At 39.8% G+C, this 16,508-nt stretch carries 18 protein-coding genes and 1 pseudogene; all 19 read left to right on the forward strand.

Annotated elements, in window-relative coordinates; all coding sequences use genetic code 11:
- Nucleotides 1-323: 323 nt before the first annotated feature.
- The 19 genes and pseudogenes from mnmE (at nucleotide 324) to HCJ30_RS08460 (ending at nucleotide 16,490) form a co-directional block, all read left to right on the forward strand.
- Nucleotides 324-1,697, forward strand: a complete 1,374-nt coding sequence (gene mnmE, locus HCJ30_RS08370; RefSeq protein WP_185391785.1) for a tRNA uridine-5-carboxymethylaminomethyl(34) synthesis GTPase MnmE — start codon at nucleotides 324-326, stop codon at nucleotides 1,695-1,697.
- 24 nt (nucleotides 1,698-1,721) lie between these two features.
- Entirely contained in the window at nucleotides 1,722-3,611 is a 1,890-nt protein-coding gene (gene mnmG / locus HCJ30_RS08375; RefSeq protein WP_185391786.1) for a tRNA uridine-5-carboxymethylaminomethyl(34) synthesis enzyme MnmG, read from the forward strand.
- Between the two features lie 155 nt (nucleotides 3,612-3,766).
- Nucleotides 3,767-4,144, forward strand: a complete 378-nt coding sequence (locus HCJ30_RS08380) for a DUF1310 domain-containing protein (RefSeq protein ID WP_185391787.1) — start codon at nucleotides 3,767-3,769, stop codon at nucleotides 4,142-4,144.
- Between the two features lie 127 nt (nucleotides 4,145-4,271).
- Nucleotides 4,272-4,659 (forward strand): annotated as a pseudogene (locus HCJ30_RS08385) (DUF1310 domain-containing protein).
- Nucleotides 4,660-4,787: 128 nt separating this feature from the next.
- The gene (locus HCJ30_RS08390) at nucleotides 4,788-5,180 is read left to right on the forward strand and encodes a DUF1310 domain-containing protein (protein ID WP_185391788.1); all 393 of its coding nucleotides are present in this window, start codon (nucleotides 4,788-4,790) and stop codon (nucleotides 5,178-5,180) included.
- Complete coding sequence (locus tag HCJ30_RS08395; protein ID WP_185391789.1) at nucleotides 5,177-6,460, forward strand: lipase family protein; 1,284 nt, start codon at nucleotides 5,177-5,179, stop codon at nucleotides 6,458-6,460. The genes HCJ30_RS08390 and HCJ30_RS08395 overlap by 4 nt, the downstream gene beginning before the upstream one ends.
- Complete coding sequence (locus tag HCJ30_RS08400; RefSeq protein WP_185391790.1) at nucleotides 6,453-6,818, forward strand: hypothetical protein; 366 nt, start codon at nucleotides 6,453-6,455, stop codon at nucleotides 6,816-6,818. The genes HCJ30_RS08395 and HCJ30_RS08400 overlap by 8 nt, the downstream gene beginning before the upstream one ends.
- 1 nt (nucleotide 6,819) lies before the next feature.
- Entirely contained in the window at nucleotides 6,820-7,086 is a 267-nt protein-coding gene (locus tag HCJ30_RS08405) for a hypothetical protein (RefSeq protein ID WP_008949020.1), read from the forward strand.
- Nucleotides 7,087-7,243: 157 nt separating this feature from the next.
- Nucleotides 7,244-7,960: a 16S rRNA (guanine(527)-N(7))-methyltransferase RsmG gene (gene rsmG / locus HCJ30_RS08410; RefSeq protein ID WP_185391791.1), complete on the forward strand. Its 717-nt coding sequence runs from the start codon at nucleotides 7,244-7,246 to the stop codon at nucleotides 7,958-7,960.
- Nucleotides 7,961-8,162: 202 nt separating this feature from the next.
- Nucleotides 8,163-8,876, forward strand: a complete 714-nt coding sequence (locus tag HCJ30_RS08415; RefSeq protein ID WP_185391792.1) for an N-acetylmannosamine-6-phosphate 2-epimerase — start codon at nucleotides 8,163-8,165, stop codon at nucleotides 8,874-8,876.
- A 1-nt stretch (nucleotide 8,877) separates the two neighbouring features.
- Nucleotides 8,878-9,879: a Gfo/Idh/MocA family protein gene (locus HCJ30_RS08420; RefSeq protein WP_003768738.1), complete on the forward strand. Its 1,002-nt coding sequence runs from the start codon at nucleotides 8,878-8,880 to the stop codon at nucleotides 9,877-9,879.
- 33 nt (nucleotides 9,880-9,912) lie between these two features.
- A complete protein-coding gene (locus tag HCJ30_RS08425) occupies nucleotides 9,913-11,319 on the forward strand; it encodes a PTS mannitol transporter subunit IIBC (protein ID WP_185391793.1) in 1,407 nt (468 codons plus the stop codon).
- A 63-nt stretch (nucleotides 11,320-11,382) separates the two neighbouring features.
- Nucleotides 11,383-12,039 carry an HAD family hydrolase gene (locus HCJ30_RS08430; protein ID WP_185391963.1) on the forward strand — a complete coding sequence of 219 codons (657 nt, stop codon included), beginning with the start codon at nucleotides 11,383-11,385 and terminating at the stop codon, nucleotides 12,037-12,039.
- Between the two features lie 12 nt (nucleotides 12,040-12,051).
- Nucleotides 12,052-12,498, forward strand: coding sequence for a PTS sugar transporter subunit IIA (locus HCJ30_RS08435; protein WP_185391794.1), 447 nt, complete (start codon nucleotides 12,052-12,054; stop codon nucleotides 12,496-12,498).
- A 24-nt stretch (nucleotides 12,499-12,522) separates the two neighbouring features.
- Nucleotides 12,523-13,428 carry an ROK family protein gene (locus HCJ30_RS08440; RefSeq protein WP_185391795.1) on the forward strand — a complete coding sequence of 302 codons (906 nt, stop codon included), beginning with the start codon at nucleotides 12,523-12,525 and terminating at the stop codon, nucleotides 13,426-13,428.
- On the forward strand, nucleotides 13,412-14,218 hold the full coding sequence (locus HCJ30_RS08445) for a MurR/RpiR family transcriptional regulator (RefSeq protein WP_185391796.1): 807 nt from the start codon (nucleotides 13,412-13,414) through the stop codon (nucleotides 14,216-14,218). Before HCJ30_RS08440 ends, HCJ30_RS08445 begins: the two co-directional genes overlap by 17 nt.
- 179 nt (nucleotides 14,219-14,397) lie before the next feature.
- Nucleotides 14,398-15,261, forward strand: a complete 864-nt coding sequence (gene noc / locus HCJ30_RS08450) for a nucleoid occlusion protein (protein WP_185391797.1) — start codon at nucleotides 14,398-14,400, stop codon at nucleotides 15,259-15,261.
- A gap of 12 nt (nucleotides 15,262-15,273) precedes the next feature.
- The gene (locus tag HCJ30_RS08455) at nucleotides 15,274-15,573 is read left to right on the forward strand and encodes a hypothetical protein (RefSeq protein WP_185391798.1); all 300 of its coding nucleotides are present in this window, start codon (nucleotides 15,274-15,276) and stop codon (nucleotides 15,571-15,573) included.
- 158 nt (nucleotides 15,574-15,731) lie between these two features.
- Nucleotides 15,732-16,490 (forward strand): helix-turn-helix domain-containing protein, encoded by a 759-nt coding sequence (locus HCJ30_RS08460; protein WP_185391799.1) that lies wholly within the window; start codon nucleotides 15,732-15,734, stop codon nucleotides 16,488-16,490.
- The last annotated feature ends 18 nt before the right edge of the window (nucleotides 16,491-16,508 follow it).

Here is a 16,508-nt window from a genome sequence, read left to right on the forward strand (position 1 = left end):
AAGAATTGAGTTAAAGCCAAGGAAGTAGAAGGATATGTTAAAGCTTTGGTCGGAAAATTTAAGTTTTCTTAACTAGTAGAGATAAAACTATTGTTATTCACATGTGGATAAGTTAAAATGGTAGGGATGAATTTTTATTAACGGTTTTTCTGTGGATATGTTAATAAGTCTATGGATAACCTTCAAAATACTAACAATTTAATTGCTTTGGTCAAAGCGGAGCGTAAGTTGTTGAAAATGCACAAAATCATGTGCCAAAATTTATTCAAAATAGGATAAAGCTTATTTGAGCTGGAATTCTAATGAGAAAGGATGAGTAAAGAGTGGAATTTGATACTATTGCTGCAATCTCAACACCGCCGGGAGAAGGGGCCATTGCTATTATTCGATTAAGCGGTCCAGAGGCGATTCAGATAGCGGATCGTATTTTTTATGCCAAAAATAGTTTAAGTGATGCGGAAAGTCACACCATTCATTATGGTCATATAAAAGAAGACGGCGAAGTGATTGAGGAAGTGATGGCGACAGTTATGCGCGCCCCGCGGACTTTCACACGGGAAGATGTCGTCGAAATAAATGCTCATGGCGGAATCGTTTCCGTGAATCGCGTATTGCAATTGTTACTTCGAAACGGCGCCAGTCTAGCTGAGCCGGGTGAGTTTACAAAGCGCGCATTTTTAAATGGAAGAATTGATTTATCGCAAGCGGAGGCTGTGATGGATTTAATTCGCGCCAAGACAGACCGGGCGATGGGCGTTGCAATTAGACAAATGGACGGAAATCTTTCACGGTTGATTCGCAATTTGCGCCAAGAAATTTTGGATGCACTTGCGCAAGTCGAAGTAAATATCGACTATCCTGAATACGACGATGTGGAAGAAATGACCCAGCGAATGTTACTGGAGAAAACCGAGTTAGTTCGTGCTTCCGTCGAGCAACTTTTACAAACAGTAAGCCAAGGGAAAATTCTCCGCGAAGGACTGGCAACAGCTATTATCGGTCGACCAAACGTGGGTAAATCGTCCTTGCTTAACCAATTGATTCAAGAAGAAAAAGCGATCGTCACGGATATTGCTGGGACAACGCGAGATATTATAGAAGAATACGTCAATGTTCGCGGTGTTCCGCTGCGTTTGATCGATACAGCTGGAATTCGCGAAACAGAAGACATCGTCGAAAAAATCGGCGTAGAACGTTCAAGAAAAGCGCTAGCGGATGCGGACTTTATCCTGTTAGTATTAAACCAAAATGAAGAGCTAACTGCGGAAGATGAAGCGTTATTTGAAGCAGCTGCGGGTCATAATTATGTGGTTGTTTTAAATAAAACCGATTTGGAAACAAAGCTTGATATAGAAAAAGTGCGTGAAATCGCCGGTGAAAATCCGATTGTCGCGACGTCTTTAGTGAACGATGAAGGTTTAGAGGCTTTAGAAGAAGCAATCAAAACGCTATTTTTTGCGGGTGATATTGATGCCGGCGATGCAACTTATGTGTCGAATGTCCGCCATATTGCGCTTCTTCATCAAGCACTGGAAGCGTTAAATGCTGTTACAACCGGAATTCAGCTCGGCATGCCGGTGGATATCGTCCAGATCGATATGACTCGCGCATGGGATTTACTAGGTGAAATTACTGGTGATTCTGTCCAAGATGAATTACTCGATCAGCTGTTTAACCAATTTTGCCTCGGAAAATGATTTTTTAGGAGATGTTTTTATAAAATGCAAACCTATGATGCAGGAACTTTTGACGTCATCGTTGTTGGTGCAGGCCATGCGGGTGTAGAAGCAGGTCTTGCCAGTGGTCGGATGGGCGCCAAAACACTGATGTTAACAATAAATTTAGATATGGTCGCTTTTATGCCATGTAATCCTTCTGTTGGAGGTCCAGCAAAAGGCGTAGTTGTGCGCGAAATTGATGCTCTCGGCGGCGAAATGGGTCGCAATACAGACAAAACCTACATCCAAATGCGGATGCTAAATACAGGTAAAGGCCCGGCTGTTCGCGCATTGCGTGCTCAAGCAGACAAATGGGATTACCAACACGAAATGAAACACACAATTGAAAAAGAAGAAAATATCACTTTGCGCCAAGGACTTGTTGACCGTTTAGTTATTGAAGATGGCGTGTGTAAAGGCGTTATCACAAACAGCGGCGCGGTTTACTACGCGAAAACAGTCGTTATTACGACAGGAACTTTCTCGCGCGGCGAAATTATTGTCGGCGAACTGCGCTACTCAAGTGGTCCGAATAACCAACAACCATCTGTGAAACTTTCGGAGCATCTAGAAGAACTAGGCTTTGAACTACGCCGTTTTAAAACAGGAACACCACCACGAGTAAAATCAAGTACAATTGATTACTCAAAAACAGAAGAACAACCAGGTGACAATCATCCGCGCGCGTTTAGTTTTGATACAGTGGAAATGATGCTCGATCAACTACCTTGTTGGTTAACTTATACCAACGAAACAACGCATGAAATAATCCAAGCCAATTTGCACCGTTCACCGATGTTTACGGCGACGAAAAAAGGTACTGGCGCAAGATATTGCCCATCCATTGAAGATAAAATCGTTCGTTTCAGCGACAAACCAAGACACCAAATCTTCCTTGAACCAGAAGGCAAAAATACCGAAGAAGTATATGTCCAAGGTCTTTCCACAAGTTTACCAGAAGAAGTACAACGCGAAATGTTAAGAAGCATTCCGGGACTTGAAAATGTCGAAATGATGCGCGTTGGCTATGCAATCGAATATGATGCAGTGATGCCTGACCAACTGTGGCCATCACTTGAAACCAAATTAGTCGAGGGACTTTTCACAGCCGGCCAAATTAATGGTACAAGTGGTTATGAAGAAGCAGCTGGCCAAGGCTTAATGGCAGGAATTAATGCCGCACGCAAAGTCTTTGAAAAAGAACCAGTTATCCTCGGTCGCGACCAAGCTTATATCGGCGTTTTGATTGACGATTTAGTAACAAAAGGAACAGAAGAGCCGTACCGCTTGCTTACTTCCCGTGCTGAGTATCGCCTGCTATTACGTCACGATAACGCGGATTTACGTTTAACTGATATCGGTCATGAAATCGGCTTGATTAGCGACGAACGTTATGAACGCTTTTTAGCAAAACAAAGTGCCATCGAAGCAGAAAAAGAAAGACTACAAAAAACACGCATCAAACCAACTGCCGAAGTGCAAGCAATGCTAAAAGAAATCGGTTCTGGAGAGCTAAAAGATGGAATTCTAGCAGCAGATTTACTCCGCCGTCCCGAAATAACATACGACAAAATCGCCCAAATTGTTTCACGTGAAACATTTGTGACCGACGAAATCGCCGAACAAGTAGAAATCCAAGTAAAATACGAAGGCTACATCCAAAAATCCAACCTTCAAGTAGAAAAAATGAAACGCATGGAAGACAAAAAAATCCCAGAAAACATCGACTATGATGCAATCAGCGGCCTCGCAACAGAAGCCCTAGAAAAATTAAAGAAAATCGAACCCCTTTCCATCGCTCAAGCCAGCCGTATCAGTGGGGTAAACCCAGCTGATATATCTATTTTACTAGTCTATATTGAGCAAGGGAAAATCGCGAAAATAAGTAAATAAGAGCGCTGATTTTCAAAACCAAAACCACATGTTCACGAAAACTTCAAACTTATCGTCTAAGTTGAAAGTTTTCGTTGAATAATGTGGTTTTTTCTTGTTTTTAATTAAGGTAGAATGGGATTACATGGAAGAAGACATACTGCAGAGGTGAATGTTTGAAAAAGAGATGGATAATACTATTTGGAATTGCAATAATGATTATTTTTGGTTTAGGGGTAAAATTTTATATGGATGAAGAGAAATTAAATAAAGAAATGATGAATGTGATTTATAGTGATGAAGCGAAAAAGGTATTTGAAGTCAGATTGAAAGGCACGGATGCAGATGCTTTTACAGAAAAAGGTGTAATTCAATCGTATGAAATAGATAAGAAAAGTATAAAGAAAAATCCAATGGGCGGAATCAATGTTACTTTAATTATAAATGGAAATCCAGAATTATATATAAAATATACTATGAACAATTTTAATGGAGAACTGAGCGGTGGAGCTTCAGTTACATCGGGAAATCTTGATAAACTTCTTATGGACTAGAAGAGAGCTAATGAATCACGCCAATACTAATCATTGATGTTAAAAAGACTGAAAAAAGAAGGCAAAAATTTCTAACATATAATAAAATTAACCCATAGATAAAAAGTCATATAACAGAGGTGAAGAGTTGAAAAAGAGATGGGTAATAGTGCTAGGAATTACAGTGATGACCATTTTGGGTTTAGGGGTAAAATTCTATATGGATGAAGAGAAATTAAACAAAGAAATGAAGCAAGTGGTTTATAGTGATGAAGCAAAAGAAGTATTCGAAAAGAGGCTGACAAACTTGGATGCAAAAGCATTCACGAAAGAAGGTATAATTCAATCATATGAAATTAATAAAGAAAGTATAGAGAGAAATCCAATGGGAGGAATCAGTGTTACTTTAATTATAAATAAGGATTTAGAGTGGTATATTACTTATACTTTGGGAAAATATAATGGCAAATTGGATGGTGGTGGGGGCTAGCATCTCTAAGGAGCTTACAAAGAAATTGGAACTTAAGGGGAGTTAAGATAGCCCAGCCAATACTAACTAAGAAATTAAACAAACGTTAAAAGACTGAAAAAAAAGAAAGTGAAAATTTCTAACATGTGATAAAATAGACCTACAAATAAAAAGTTATACAACAGAGGTGAAGAGTTGAAAAAGAGATGGATAATAGTACTAGGAATTACAGTATTGACTATTTTGGGTTTAGGGGTGAAATTCTATATGGATGAAGAGAGATTAAATAAAGAAATGATGAACGTAGTTTATAGTGATGAAGCAAAACAAGTATTCGAAAAAAGGTTAACAAATTTAGATCCAAATGCTTTTACCGAAAAAGGTATAATTCATTCTTATAAAATTGCAGAAGAAAGTATAGAGCACAATCCAATGGGAGGTATAGAAGTCAAATTAATAATTAATAATGATCCAGAACTATACGTATCATATACTATGAGTAAGAATAATGGAGAATTAAGTGGTGGAGGTGCAATTGTATCAAAGGAACTTGCAAAACAAACAGAAAGAGGAAGTGAAAGTAATTGAACGGAGCTTATACTGATCAAGAAAGAGTTGAATTAGCCCGAAAAGAGTATGCTAAAATTAACCAGGAAGAAGTAGTGAAAATCCCTACAGCTAATGGAACTGAAAAAACCATCGGCATCGTATCCCAAATAATCAACAAAGAAGCATTGGGAGAACAATCCTACATCATCACAGACAAATACACACCACCCACAGCACCAATCACTGAAAGAAACCAAGTAAAAGAGCTAACAATCCTTTACAGAGGCTCCACTGCGCCCACTCCTGGAAGTGCTCTTACGCCATTTCATAAGGATAGTTTGGATGTATGGATGGACTGGGGACAAAATGATATTCCAACCGCAATCCAAATTGCAAATGGAGGAGGCTCAACAGTAACAAACCAACTAAAGTCTGCTGCAATAACTTTAAAACAAGCAATGAAAACCTACCCAAACGCTCAGGTCTACGTTTACGGTCATTCTCTAGGTTCCATGAACGCCCAATACGCTATCGCAGACTTAGATAAAAAAGACATTAATCGCATCAGCGGCGGTTTCTTCTACCAAGGTCCCAATATTTACTCGAACCTAACGCCAAAACAACAAGACACTGTAAAAGCATTAAACACTTTGGATAGACTATTTAATTTCGTTGATAGAAAGGATCTTGTGCCAATTGGTTATGGTATTGGGGACCCGACAATTGGTCATTTAATAGAGATTGATTCTAAAAAAGCTGGTATGGTGGAGCAGCATATGTGGGGTGGTTATCAGTTTGACAAAGAAGGAAACATCCTAACAAATAAAGAAGGCAGCCTGCAACTAGCCAAATACGCAACAGCTCAACAATTAGCAGCAATCAACATCATGCGAACCAGTTTCACAAAAAGTGGTGGTGGCCTATCCTCATCTGAAGAAATATTTTTGGATGCAGCGGAAGCATTAGCAATTACGCAAGGGATGAAACAAACGATTCAAGGCGAAATTAGAGCTTTAAAAGATGTGTTTGATAAAGAAATCGAGAATGCCGAAGAGTTGTGGCGGGATACGCTTTCGGACGCAAGGGACATCGGCTCCCATCTATCTGAGTCAGAAATACACGCCGCACTTGCTTGGGGCGGGGCGACTGAGCCAAAAATTGTGATAGACACAGTGCAAGACTGCGAAAAATCCCTAGTCGAAGCAACCAAAATAGAGCAAGAATATGATAAATTGCTAGAACAAATCAATGAAGCCATAAAAAGTCAGCTAAAAACCGACCAAGAATTAGCCAAACAAATAGGGAGCATGTATGGATAAACAAAGACAACTACTGCTAAAAATCGAAAATTTAGATGATGATTTTAATAGGAAAAGGCGCCAATTGGACGAAGCGATGGACGAGGCATCTCAAGAAAAATGGCGGTTTCATCAGGAGCTGGAAAATCTTTCAGAACAAATCAGGTACATCCATCAAAAAAGAGATTACGAAGCATCTGAAGACCTGCAAAAAGCCTACCATTTAATCAGTTCTATCCAAGAAGAAGGCGATTGGACAGTAAAAAACACACTAACAAAACTAGAAAATGAACACGAAGAACATCAAGCGCTTTATAAGAAACAAGTGAATTCTTATGAAGAAGAATTACATCAGCTGAAAAAGGATCGTGATTTATAACATGATAGATAAACTAAAAGCAGAATTATTAGAGTCACGCAGAAATTTAGAAAAAAATCTTATTGGGATGTTTGTGGCGAGTCAAACGCATGCAACATCAGAAAATCGTAAACGAATGTTAAAAATGATCAAACGGGATAAAATAGCCGATATTAAAAGTAATTGTCAGGCTTATATAGACGGAATTTCTACCACAGCAAAAGGAAAATGGGTAAATCAAGCCAAAAAAAGCTTTAAAGAGAACGCAAACAAGTTCGATAATTGTTAAACGCATCACATAATAGGAGCTTGCTAAATAAGAAGAAAAAATTTATACTTGAAAATAATGAGCTAAAATATAGAAAATCAACGGTATAAGCCAGTTTAAAAGTTATAAATAACCACCTAAACATGGCAAAATCGCGATAATAAAGTGAGGAAAAAACATGAATCCAGAACAATTCCAAACAGCACTTGCTGAAAAAGGAATAGAATTAAGCGACGACCAACTAAAACAATTCCATGATTACTTCGAAATGTTAGTAGAATGGAATGAAAAAATGAATTTAACAGCCATTACAGACGAAAAAGAAGTGTATTTAAAGCACTTCTACGACTCCATTTCCGCGGCATTTTATGTCGATTTCACTAAATTCGAGTCCATCTGTGATGTCGGGGCTGGCGCTGGTTTTCCAAGCATTCCAATCAAAATCTGCTTCCCGCATTTAAAAGTGAGCATCGTGGATTCCTTGAAAAAACGCATGACTTTCCTAGATGCGCTGGCAGAAAAATTAGGCCTAACCGATGTGCATTTTTACCATGATCGCGCCGAAACGTTTGGTCAAAACAAAGCGCACCGCGAAAAATACGACCTTGTAACCGCACGTGCCGTAGCAAGAATGAGCGTATTATCCGAGCTTTGCATGCCACTTGTCAAAAAAGGCGGTTCGTTCCTAGTAATGAAAGCAGCCCAAGCCGAGCAAGAGCTACAAACTGCCGAAAAAGCCATCAAACTATTTGGCGGAAAAGTGGTCAATCATTACTCCTTCTTATTACCAGTAGAAGAAAGCGAACGCAACATCTACGTTATTAATAAAACAAAAGAAACACCCAACAAATACCCGCGCAAACCAGGAACACCCAACAAATTACCAATCGAATAAGCTGAGATAAGTCCTTTCAAACGAAAGGACTTTTTATTTTTATCAGCAACGTCATTTTTCAAAGCTAGTTTCCAGAAGCAATCGCACCTAAATATGAAAATCATTTTCATTTAATCGATATTGATAAAACCATTTTCTTATGATATAGTCTGTTTGAAAACGCATACTTTACACTGAAACACAGTATAGAGGAGGAGTATCAGTGGTTAATTCTGTTATGGAAAAAATCAAAGGCGGGTTAGTGGTTTCCTGCCAAGCTTTAGAAGACGAACCACTTCATAGTGCTTTTATCATGACGAAAATGGCTCTAGCCGCAGTTCAAGGGGGTGCTGTTGGCATTCGAGCAAATACGGCAAAAGATATTCGCGCAATTCAAAGCGAGGTAAACGTCCCAATTATTGGCATTTACAAAAAAGATTACGCTGATTCGGACGTATTTATCACCCCGACCTTAAAAGAAGTTAGAGAAATATGTGCAACGGGCGTGGGAATTGTTGCGATGGATGCGACAACGAGAAAAAGACCACATAATGAAGACCTCAAAGAGATACTAAACGCCATTCGAAAAGAGTATCCAGACACACTTTTTATGGCGGATACAGGCAGTATTGAAGACGTTTATTACGCGGATTCCCTTGGTTTCGACATAATTGGCACAACACTTTACGGCTACACCGAGGAAACAGCGAATAAAAATATCAGCGATCACGATTTCTCCCATTTGAAAGAAGTATTGAAAAGTACGAAGCGCCCGGTGATTGCAGAAGGGAAAATCGATTCGCCTAGTAAAGCAAGACAAGTTCTTACGTTAGGTTGTTATGCCGTCGTTGTTGGCGGCGCGGTAACTCGGCCACAGGAAATAACCACTCGCTTTACAAACGAAATCCAAAAAATCCAAGAAGAAAGAGGTAAGTGACATGACAAAGCAAATCAAAGTTGGCGTAATTGGTGTTGGACAAATGGGGCAGTATCATGCAGAAATTTATCAAAAACTTCCGCAAGTTGAGTTAGTAGCAATTTGTGAGTATAACGATGAAAGACGAGCTGAAATGGCAGAAAAATTTCAGTGCAAAGCATACAAAGACTACCATGAATTACTAGCGAATACGGAGATTGAAGCTGTGAGTATTGTTTTACCTGATAATATGCACCGTGATTGTGTGGAAGAGGCCGTGAAACACAAAAAGCACATTTTGCTCGAAAAACCACTCGCAAAAGAACTCGAAGACGGCAAAGCGATGTATGAACTGACCAAAGACTACGATAAAGTATTTACAGTTGGATTTTTACTAAGATTTGATCCACGTTTTAATATGATTAAACAGCGCCTAGATAACGGCGAGTTAGGCGATATTATTCACCTTTATTGTCGTCGTAACAGCCCGATTACAGGACCAAAACGTTACATAGGTGCTTCTGATTTAAGTATGCACGTAATGATTCACGATATTGACTATATCAATTGGTACATGGATAGCGAGCCAGTCAAAGTTATCGCCAAAAGCCGCAGTGTTTTACTTAAAGAATACGGCATGAATGATGTTATCTATGCCATCGTTACGTACGAAAATGGCGCAATTGCTTGCCTTGAAGCGTGCTGGGTGTTGCCAGAAAACTCGCCAACCATCATTGATGACAAGCTAGAATTAGTCGGAACAAAAGGCGTGGCATATGTAGACTCTTGTGACCACGGTGTTCGTTTTGTTAGTGAAAAAGGGGTTTCTTATCCTGACTCAAGACATTGGTACTACACAAATGGGGAAGTTTCCGGAGATTTGGCAGAAGAAGTTATGGCTTTTATTAATAACGTTGCGAATAACACAAAATCGATTATCACACCAAAAGAAGCATATGATTCCTTGCGCGTAGTTGATGCCATTGAACGTTCGATTGCAGAAGGAAAAGAAGTATCACTATAAAATAGAGCCACACATATGATTGGAGGGGGAATTATGTCTATTCGGGTACATGTACAAAAGTTTGGGAGTAAGCTAAGTGGTATGGTCATTCCGAATTTAGGTGCTTTTATGGCTTGGGGTATTTTAACAGCAATTGGGGTAGCGACAGGCTCTGAGATGTTAAAAGGGTTTATCGCACCAATGCTAAATTACTTGTTACCACTTCTGATTGCTTTTGCTGGAGGTCGAGCGGTTCACGGTTACCGAGGTGGAGTTATTGGTACCGTTGCAACAATGGGGGCAATTATTAGTTCGGATATAACCATGTTTATCGGCGCAATGATAATGGGTCCGCTTGCTGCTTGGATACTTAAAAAATTTGACGAACGTATTGATGGAAAAATCCCAGCTGGATTTGAACTATTAGTTAATAACTTTTCGATTGGGATTATTGGAGCAGGTTTAGCACTATTTTCTTACGTTGCGATTGCTCCTATGGTAGAAGCTGTGACAAAAGTCTTAGCAAGCGGCGTGGATGTGTTAATTAACAACCATTTACTGCCACTAACAGCTTTAATTATTGAACCGGCCAAAGTGCTATTCCTAAACAATGCGATTGGGCAAGGTATTCTCAGTCCGCTCGCAACCTTGCAACTGGCCGAAACAGGAAAATCGGTGCTTTACTTACTAGAATCTAACCCTGGACCAGGACTCGGAATTTTACTCGGATATATGTTCTTTGGAAAAGGAAACTCCAAAGCGTCTTCCTACGGGGCGAGTGTTATTCACTTGTTTGGTGGTATTCACGAAATTTACTTCCCGTTTGTTTTAATGAATCCAATTCTTATTTTGCCGCTAATTCTTGGTGGTATGACAGGAACATTTATTTTAACAATGACAAATGCGGGACTTGTTGGTGTAGCCTCTCCTGGTAGTATTATCACTATTATGCTGATGGCGGCTCCCGGCGACCATATTAAGATCCTTATTGCGGTGCTATGCGCGGCGCTTGTCACGTTCATTACCGCCATTCCATTTATCAAACGCATGGGCAACAAAGACTCTGAACTACAAGACGCAGCGAAGAAAATGGAAAGTCTTAAAGGTAAAAAAAGCAGCATTTCCTCTGTTTTCGAATCTACAGTAGACGATTTTAATTTTAAAAATGTTAAAAGAATCGCTTATGCTTGTGATGCGGGACTAGGATCAAGTGCGATGGGCGCAACCGTATTACAGAAAAAAATCAAGAACGCTGGTTTAGATGATATTAAAGTGTTCCACATTGCGATTCACGAACTGCCGACCGAATGCGATGTGGTCGTGACGCATAAATCACTCATCGACCGAGCCAAGGAAAAGCAACCAGACGCGTACTATGTCGAAATAACGGATTACCTCGGCGCACCAGAATATCAAGAGCTAATAGATAAAATAGTTGCAGACCGAGAACAAAAGAATTAACTTATTTGTAAGCGCTTCTTTTTAGGAGCGCTTTGAATGGTAAAGTGGGTAAGGAGGAAAATGATGTTAAAAGCGATTGTGATGGATTTTGACGGAATTGTTATTGATACAGAGGTGGTTTGGTACGGAATTTTTAAAGATTGGTTTAAAACAAAGCAAAATTATGACCTTTCTATTGAGGAGTTTTTGCAGTGTGTTGGGTCTAATGTGGACGATTTATTTCGTGAATTAAATGAGACGCAGCAAATGGATATTAATCGCCAAGTGTTCGAAGCAGAAACACAAGCAACTTTTATTGAAAATAGTAAAAGTCTGCCGGCCAAAGAAGGCGTGGAAAGGTTTATTCGTGAATTAAAAGAGCGGGGACTAAAATTAGCGCTCGCGACGTCATCGCAGCGACCAAAACCGCTTTATCATTTGGAACGACTTGGGTTACTAGAATATTTTGATGCAATTATTACTGCGGAGGATGTTACGCGAATTAAGCCGGAACCAGATTTATTTTTAGAAGCTTTACGTTCGCTTAATGTTACGGCCGATGAGGCGCTTATTGTGGAAGACTCGCGTAATGGACTTTTGGCGGGGAATAGCGCGGGTGTGAATGTACTGGTCATTCCAAATGAAGTGACAAAACATAGCGATTTAACACCGAACTATTTGGAGCGAGAATCGTTGGCTAAGGTGGATTTAGCTGAAATAATAGCCGAATATAATAAATAAGGGGGCGCAAGTATGTTGTTAGACCGAGTTACGTTGGAAGATATTGAAGTAAATATTGAAGCAAAAGACTGGCGTGAAGCTATCCAAACATCCGCAAGACTTTTACTAGAGCGCGGTGCCATCAAAGAGAGTTACATCGACGGAATGATTCAAAGTGTAGAAAATAATGGACCATATATAGTAATCGCGAAACATATCGCACTGGCGCACACACGACCAGAATTTGGCGTCATTCACGGCGGCTTAACATTTGCGACACTTGCTGATGGCGTGGCTTTTGGCAGTGAAATGTTTGACCCAGTGAAGCTGATTATTACGCTAGCGGCAACAGATTCAGAAAGCCATTTAGAAGTATTGTCGGAGCTTGCGGAAGTACTCATGGACGAAGAAAAAGTAGCCCGTTTAATCGCAGCAAATTCGAGCCAAGCATTTTACGATGAGTTAACAAAAGAAGGATAATAATTTCACTAAAGAGGTGAAGAAATGGAAAATTATCTTTGTGTCGACATTGGTGGAACGAGTATCAAATATGCCAAATTTAACCAAGCAGGCGAGCGGGTAGGTGCGCTTGCATCTTGTGCGACCCCTATAAGCGACGGAGCGAATCAAATTTTGCCCGCGCTTATTCGGATTGTCGAGCAAGAAAAGATGGATGTAGCAGGCGTCTGTGTGGCTTCTGCGGGCGTCGTTCATCCCGAACAAGGCAAAATTATTTACGCTGGCTATACGATTCCCGGCTATACTGGGACGGAAATAAAAACAGCAATAGAGCATCGTTTTGGTCTTCCGTGCGCCGTGGAAAATGACGTAAACGCGGCCTGTCTTGGCGAGTTTTGGCAAGGTGGAGCACGGGGACGTTCGAGCGTGCTCTGTTTAACAATCGGGACAGGTATCGGCGGAGCAATGCTGTTACATGATGAGTTAATAAATGGCTATTCTTTTACAGCGTGCGAGGTCGGCTATATGCAGCTTTCGCAAGGGAAATTTCAAGATGTCGCTTCGACCAAAACGTTAATTAAACAAGTCGCCATGCGAAAAAATATCGATGTAAATACGTTAAATGGACGTCAAGTTATGGAATGGGCCTATGATGGGGATGCGGCTGTACTGGCCGAAATAGAGCAATGGATTGAGAATTTAGTAGAAGGTGTAGTAAACTTAATCTATATTTTCAACCCAGAAGTGATTGTGCTCGGTGGTGGATTAATGGAAGAAGAGGCGTTCTTCAAACCGCGTCTAAAAGCAGCTATTTCAGCCAAGTTAATCTCACCGATGTTCGATACAGCAGATCTTACCTTTGCAAAGCTGGGAAATGAAGCGGGGATGATTGGCGCGCTCTATCATTTCTTAAACCAGAAAGAGGCCAAAAAAGATGACAATCTTAAATGAAATTCAACAAAATTACAATCGATTACCGAATAAAGAAAGGCAAATCGCGAAATATATTTTAGAAAAAAGCGATGAACTCAAGAATATTAATATTAAAGAGCTCGCTGAACAAACCGGCACGTCCATTTCGACGATTACGAGATTTTGCCGCCACGTCCGCTGTGATAGTTTCGTTGATTTAAAAATGCGGGTTAATACAGCAGCAACAATGGTTCCGTCGCTTGGTTACGATGACCTTTTTGAGGAAGTTTATTCGTTTTACCATAAAGTGATTGATAACACGGTCAAGTTGATTGAACCGGCGAAAATCCGTGAAGTGGTGCAGTATATTCAAGCAGCCAAACGTGTCTACATTTGCGGTGTCGGAAGCTCGGGGCTCACGGCTGTCGAGATGTCGCAGCGCCTGATTCGGATGGGGCTAAACGTTATCAGTGTCAATGATCCGCACATGATGATTATCACCAGCTCGATTACAACAAAAGAAGATTTCGTAATAGGTATTTCCAATTCAGGCAACACCCCAGAGCTAGTCACAGCACTAAAAAATGCCAAGAAAAATAAAAGTAAAGTCGCCACATTTACGAGCTTTGAAAACAGTGAAATGACCGAAATCAGTGACGTAACGATCCCAGTTTACAACACTTTATTCGTGAGTAAAAGGTATTTCGCCAATAGCCAGTTTTCGATTATGTATGTGATGGATATTATTTCCATGATGCTACTGCAAAATGAGTCTTATCGTGAAAATATGGAAAAAACCATCAATACAGTAACCGATGAATTTCATTAAGATAAAATAGGAAAATAGATGGAACTGTGGAATTTTAGCAGCTCGATCTATTTTTTTCGTATGGAAACTGTAGAATAAGCGTGTTTTTCTGTAACATTTCTGCTAAAATAGTTTAAGAGACTTGCGGATAATAGCCGATAGTGAGAAACCCCAAGATTTTCCGGAAAGGAAGGACCCAGATGCCTTTTTCACGTTTATTTGGAAAAAAAGATAAGAATCCTGTAGATGATATCGATAATAAAGTAGAAGAAGAGGTACAACGCGTACAAGAACTTCCTACAGATAAAATTTTCCCGAACCAATTCCAACCACGGACAGTATTTGACCAAGATAAGATTGATGAGCTTGCTCGAACTATCCGAATTCACGGTGTTATTCAGCCGATTGTGGTTAGAGAAATGGAACCGGATTATTATGAAATCATTGCAGGAGAGCGCCGTTTTCGTGCTGTGCTTTCTTTAGAATTGGAAAAAATCCCAGCAATTATTCAAAATTTAGATGATGAAGAAGTAGCTGCGATTGCGTTAATTGAGAACTTGCAACGTGAGGAATTAACGCCAATTGAAGAAGCAAAAGCATATCGGAGCTTGCTGGACATGCAAGAAGTGACACAAGAAGCGCTTGCGCAGCGTGTCGGCAAAAGCCAATCTGCCATCGCGAACAAAATGCGCCTTCTAAAACTACCAGAAACGATTCAAGAAGCCGTGCTTAACAAACAGATTTCAGAGCGCCATGCTCGTTCGTTACTAGCTTTAGAAACGGAAGCACAACAAGTGGCCCTTTTAGCTGAAATAGAAGAAAATCACTGGAACGTCAAGCAAACCGAAGCACGAATTCAAGAAATTTTAGGCGTAAAAAAACCAGAAGTAAAGAAAAAGCCAAAACCAAAACGCCAAGCTATTAGTCGTGACGTGCGCATCGCCATGAACACGATTAAACAGTCGGTCACAATGGTTAAAGATAACGGAATGGACCTAGATTTCACCGAAGAAGAAACAGACGATTTTTATCAAATTACCATTCAAATTCCTAAAAAGAAGTAAAGAGGTGTAACAGTGAGGTTTTTGAAGATAATTGGCCATGCAATCGGGATTATTAGCTCTTTCATGGTATTGCCGTCCCTAGCGATTGCCATCACAAGCGCGATTATGAGTTTTAACCCAATCTACATTACATACTTTTTCACTAGCCCTTACGTTCGAGCGGTTGCTGTAGCGGAAGAGTCTGGCTGGGGAAGTGGCTTTAATATTTTACTAACGAATTATGGTGCGTATATCATCGCTTTTGCGTATACTTTCTTTGCAGTAGTGAAAATTTATGGTTGGTACCAAATAGCTAAAGACGCAAAAAAATAGCCCTAAAACCCTGCTTAATGAAGTAGGGTTTTTATTTTTAAATCACAAATCAACTCAATTTGAGTGGCATAGCTTTATTTCTTAAAAATTAGAGAAAATAAGTGCAATTTTGAACAGAAAAAAGTACAATAGAATTAGGTAAAGTTGTAAAGGAGGGAGTGATTCACTCAACTCTGGGTGGAATCACGAAACGAATGGCAAAAATCATTTTTGTGAAAGACGAACAAAATGAGTTCCAAGCGTATGATTTCTTACAAAATTTAATTGTGGAAGAACCACTCATGGCCACTTTAGTATTCCAAGGCCTACTACAATTAGAAACAGCAGAAACAAGAAAACTTAGTACAGGGAAACAAATTCTCCCCGATGTACATTTAATCATCGGTAAAAGTCAAGCTTATTCACTGCAAACCACTCGTATAGAAACAACTGTAGACCAACCGATCCAAGAGATGAAAGCACATTTTAAAGATAAAAATTGTCGTTTAATTTACTTCACTGCATTTAGTGGAGATGAAACTTATTATTGCTTCGTTAAAGGCTATTTCAAAGATAAAAACCCATTTACAGATCAAATGGGCTTATACCGCGAAGAAGTAAAACGCGTATTCTTGCGCCGTATCGAAGCCGAAACAAGCATTGGAAACTCAGAGTACCAATTTGAAACACTAAAAAATAAAGCATTAGAAAATGAAGGCATTGCCCATTACTTAGATAGTTTTTCCGCAAGTCTTGGTAAATATATTTTTGCTAAACGAATGGAGAAAAAATGGTCGCAATTAGATTTGGCACTTAAATCAGATTTATCTCCAGTTATTATTGGTCGTTTAGAAGCAGGGGATCCAGATTTAACACTCCGAATGTATCAGAAAGTCTGCACGGTTCTAGGCGTTAAAGCAACTTTCTCGGTAGATTGAAGATAGAAAAGTAATCAG

Source organism: Listeria cossartiae subsp. cossartiae (assembly GCF_014224155.1).
In the GTDB taxonomy this organism is placed as follows: domain Bacteria; phylum Bacillota; class Bacilli; order Lactobacillales; family Listeriaceae; genus Listeria; species Listeria cossartiae.

What these genes read in the sequence shown, in the direction of transcription:
- mnmG (WP_185391786.1), top strand. Translation starts at nt 1,722, where the DNA reads ATGCAAACCTATGATGCAGGAACTTTTGACGTCATCGTTGTTGGTGCA.
- HCJ30_RS08400 (WP_185391790.1), top strand. Translation starts at nt 6,453, where the DNA reads ATGGATAAACAAAGACAACTACTGCTAAAAATCGAAAATTTAGATGAT.
- HCJ30_RS08405 (WP_008949020.1), top strand. Translation starts at nt 6,820, where the DNA reads ATGATAGATAAACTAAAAGCAGAATTATTAGAGTCACGCAGAAATTTA.
- rsmG (WP_185391791.1), top strand. Translation starts at nt 7,244, where the DNA reads ATGAATCCAGAACAATTCCAAACAGCACTTGCTGAAAAAGGAATAGAA.
- HCJ30_RS08420 (WP_003768738.1), top strand. Translation starts at nt 8,878, where the DNA reads ATGACAAAGCAAATCAAAGTTGGCGTAATTGGTGTTGGACAAATGGGG.
- HCJ30_RS08425 (WP_185391793.1), top strand. Translation starts at nt 9,913, where the DNA reads ATGTCTATTCGGGTACATGTACAAAAGTTTGGGAGTAAGCTAAGTGGT.
- HCJ30_RS08430 (WP_185391963.1), top strand. Translation starts at nt 11,383, where the DNA reads ATGTTAAAAGCGATTGTGATGGATTTTGACGGAATTGTTATTGATACA.
- HCJ30_RS08435 (WP_185391794.1), top strand. Translation starts at nt 12,052, where the DNA reads ATGTTGTTAGACCGAGTTACGTTGGAAGATATTGAAGTAAATATTGAA.
- HCJ30_RS08440 (WP_185391795.1), top strand. Translation starts at nt 12,523, where the DNA reads ATGGAAAATTATCTTTGTGTCGACATTGGTGGAACGAGTATCAAATAT.
- HCJ30_RS08445 (WP_185391796.1), top strand. Translation starts at nt 13,412, where the DNA reads ATGACAATCTTAAATGAAATTCAACAAAATTACAATCGATTACCGAAT.
- noc (WP_185391797.1), top strand. Translation starts at nt 14,398, where the DNA reads ATGCCTTTTTCACGTTTATTTGGAAAAAAAGATAAGAATCCTGTAGAT.